The organism is Dokdonella sp. (genome assembly GCF_036518555.1).
Taxonomy (GTDB): domain Bacteria; phylum Pseudomonadota; class Gammaproteobacteria; order Xanthomonadales; family Rhodanobacteraceae; genus Dokdonella_A.
This window is the reverse complement of sequence record NZ_DATDMY010000171.1, coordinates 1-3,315: the sequence shown is the minus strand read 5'-3', so window position 1 is coordinate 3,315 and position 3,315 is coordinate 1. Positions and strand designations below refer to the sequence as shown.

Sequence of the window (3,315 nt, the reverse complement as noted above, 5' to 3'; positions counted from 1 at the left end):
TCTCCCGCTTGCGGGAGAGGGTTGGGTGAGGGTGCTCCTGCGGTGCGTCTTCGCTGTTCCTGCTTGCGAGCAGCAGGCGCGACTCTTCGCGACAACCGACCCGCGTCCGTGCATGTTCGTCCCGCATCCCTGCGGGCCGGTGACTTTTCTTTCCTCCGGGCCTCCTGCCCTCCGCCCTTCGGGCCAGCTTCGCTGTTCGCGCCGCTCCTGCGGCGCAGTGCTTGTCCAAAGAGAAGTCACCAAGAGAAAGGACACCCCGACAGCGTCGGCCTCCGGGCATCCTGCCCTGCGGGTGCGTGAACACCGGCCGGGGTTCGCCGACGGCGCTCCTGCGCCGACGCCGAACGCGCGCACATCCTGTGCGCGCCCCTGCGGGCTGATCCGGCCGCCGTTCACCGCCGCTGACGGGGCCCGGGAAGCGGCGCGCTCCGCGCGTAGCCGGGTGGTGCTCGCATCCGCGTAGGGTGGGACGCAGCGGCGCGACGACGCGCGCGTGTGCGAGACGCTCGACCGCGAGTCCCACCGGGCTCGACGAAGCGGAAACAATCGCAACGCAACCGCGGGACTCGCCGCAGAGGGAAGCGGAGACCGAAAACGCGAAGGGTACGCGTCGAGGCAACCTGACGAGGCAACGGAAGAGGGAGCGCGTCGAGGCAACGCGACGAAACAAAAGCGTCGAGGCAACGCGAACCCTACGAATACCTGCGCCGCAGGAACTCGAAATACGCGCGCAACCCCTGCGCCTCGCCGCCGCGCGGCCGGCCCGGTTTGTCGGCGTCGTTCCACGAATAGACGTCAAGGTGCGCCCACGCCTGCGCGTCCGGCACGAAGCGCTCGAGATAGAGCGCGGCGGTGATCGCGCCGGCGTGGCGCGATGCGCCCGCGTTGGCGAGGTCGGCGACGTGCGAGTCGAGCATCGCGAGGTACGGCCGCCACAACGGCAGGCGCCAGAGCGGGTCGCGCGTCGCCTGTGCGGCGTCGAGCAGTGCGGCGGCGACGTCGTCGCGATTCGAAAACAGCGCGGGAAGGTCGGGGCCGAGCGCGACGCGCGCGGCGCCCGTGAGCGTCGCGAAGTCGAGGATGAGGTCGGGTTTCTGCTCGGCCGCGTAGGCGAGCGCGTCGCAGAGCACGAGGCGGCCTTCGGCGTCGGTGTTGTCGACCTCGACGCTGATGCCGGCGCGCGTCGTGATGACTTCGCCGGGGCGGTAGGCGTTGCCGGCGATCGCGTTCTCGACCGCGGGCACGAGCAGGGTCAGGCGCACCGGCAGCTTCGCCGCGAGCACGAGCGAGGCGAGCGCGATCGCGTGCGCGGCGCCGCCCATGTCCTTCTTCATCCAGCGCATGCCGTCGGACGGCTTGATGTCGAGGCCGCCGGTGTCGAAGCAGACGCCCTTGCCGACGAGCACGAGGTGCGGCGCGCCGGCGGCGCCGTGGCTGAGCTCGGCCAGGCGCGGCGCGCGATGGCTCGCGCGGCCGACCGCATGGATGGTCGGGAAATTCGCCGCGAGCAGCTCGTCGCCCGCCCACTCGCGGTACGTCGCGCCGTGGCGTTCGGCGAGCGCGCGCACCGCGCCCGCGAGTTCGACCGGGCCCATGTCCTCGGTCGGCGTGTTGACGAGGTCGCGCACCTGGTACGCGGCTGCCGCGAGCGCCTCGACGCGCGCTGCGACCGCGTCGTCGACGACGAGCTGCGCGGGCTTGCGCGCGGGCTTCTTGTAGCGCGTGAACTGGTAGGCGCCGAGCGCCCAGCCGAGCGCGGCGTCGGCCGCGTCGAGCGCGAGCCCGCGCGCGTCGAGCGCGTAGCGCCCTTCGGGCAGGCGCGGCGGCAGCGACGCGAGCGCGAACAGGCCCTCGCGCGCATCGCAGCCCACGAGCACGACGCCCGCGCCGCCGTCCGCGTCCGGAACCAGCACGAAGCGGCCCGCCTCGCCGGCGAAGCCGTTCGCGGCGCACCAGCGCTTCACGCCCGGGCCGAGCGCGTCGGCGACCGCCGCGAGGTTCGTGCGGTCGACCGCGATCAGGCGGGTCGCACCATCGGCGTCCTTGGTCATGCTCCAGGCATCCATTGCGGTCCTCGTCGGGCGGAAGGTGGCTCCGCGCTGTCGCAGCGCGCGCGGCCGGGGTGCCGCGCATCGCGATCGAGCGGCGGCCAGTCCGGATTGTGCCTCGACATCGCCCCGGCGTGCAGCCGGCGCTAACCGACGCGATCGGCGACGCGCGCGTGCGCGTCGACCCAGCGCGCGAGCTCGCCGAGGTCGCGCAGCTCGAGGTCGGGGCGGATGCCCGCGAGCGCGTCGTGTCCCGGCCACGGGCCGCCGTGGCGGTTGAGCCACGCGGTGCGCAGCCCCGCCGCGTGCGCGCCGGCGACGTCGAGCCAAGGGTCGTCGCCGACGTGCAGCACCTCGCCCGGCGCGACGCCGAGCGCATCGCAGGCGGCGTGGAAGATCGCCGCCGCGGGCTTGGCGATGCCGCATTCGCGCGCCGAGATGCAGGCGCGGAAATGCGCGCGCAAGCCGATGCGGCCGAGGTCGGCGTTGCCGTTGGAGACGCTCGCGAGCGGCACGTGCGCGCCGATCGCGTGCAGAGCGGGCAAGGCGTCGGCGTAGCAATCGACGCGGTTGCGCGCGGCGAAGTACACCTCGTACGCATCGGCGACGTGCTCGTCGCCGATGCCGCACGCGGCGAACGCGCGCTCGAGCGTGATCAGGCGCTGCGCGGTGAAGTCGTGCGCGAGGTGCGGATGCTCTTCGGACACGCGCTCGCGCAGTTCACGCAGCGCGGCGATCGGCCACGCCGCGGCGACCGGCGCATGGTGCGTGCGCAGCCAGTCGTCGAGCGCCTGCTCGGCGGCGACGATCGCGGGTTCGACCGGCCACAGCGTGTCGTCGAGGTCGAGCGAGACCGCGCGGATGCGCACGACACCGCGCTTCAGTGGCCGCTCGTGCCCGCGCTGACGTTGCCGAACGACGGCGCCTGCGGCGCCGGCTCGGCCTTCGCCGGCGCTTCGGCCTTCGCGACCGCCTTCGGTTTCGCGGCGGCCTTCGGCTTCGCGGGCGCCTTCGCGACCTTCGGCTTGGCCGGCGCGGTCGCCTTCTTCGGCGCGGGTTCGTCCTTCTTCGCGGTCGGCTGCGCGGTCGCGGCGGCAGCGGCCTTCTTCGCGTTCGCCTCGGCGAGCTTCTGCGCCTCGGCCTCGGCCTGCTTCTTCGCCTCCGCACGCGCGAGGTTCTCGCGCGCGGCCTGCGCGGTGTCGGAGGTCGGCGCGATGGCCTGCTTCGCGGCGAGCGTCGCGCGCGGCGCGGCGACCGGCGGCGGCGG

2 protein-coding genes and 1 pseudogene are annotated in these 3,315 nt (G+C 73.8%); all 3 read right to left on the bottom strand.

Features of this window, described 5'->3' with window-relative positions; translation table 11 throughout:
* Positions 1–692 precede the first annotated feature (692 nt).
* On the bottom strand, positions 693–2,066 hold the full coding sequence (locus tag VI238_RS09995) for a leucyl aminopeptidase family protein (RefSeq protein ID WP_331650913.1): 1,374 nt from the start codon (positions 2,064–2,066) through the stop codon (positions 693–695).
* A 128-nt stretch (positions 2,067–2,194) separates the two neighbouring features.
* On the bottom strand, positions 2,195–2,917 hold the full coding sequence (locus VI238_RS09990; protein ID WP_331650911.1) for an HAD family hydrolase: 723 nt from the start codon (positions 2,915–2,917) through the stop codon (positions 2,195–2,197).
* Between the two features lie 11 nt (positions 2,918–2,928).
* A pseudogene (locus VI238_RS09985) lies at positions 2,929–3,315 on the bottom strand (hypothetical protein); the annotation flags it as partial.

What these genes read in the sequence shown, in the direction of transcription:
- VI238_RS09995 (WP_331650913.1), bottom strand. Translation starts at nt 2,066, where the DNA reads ATGGATGCCTGGAGCATGACCAAGGACGCCGATGGTGCGACCCGCCTG.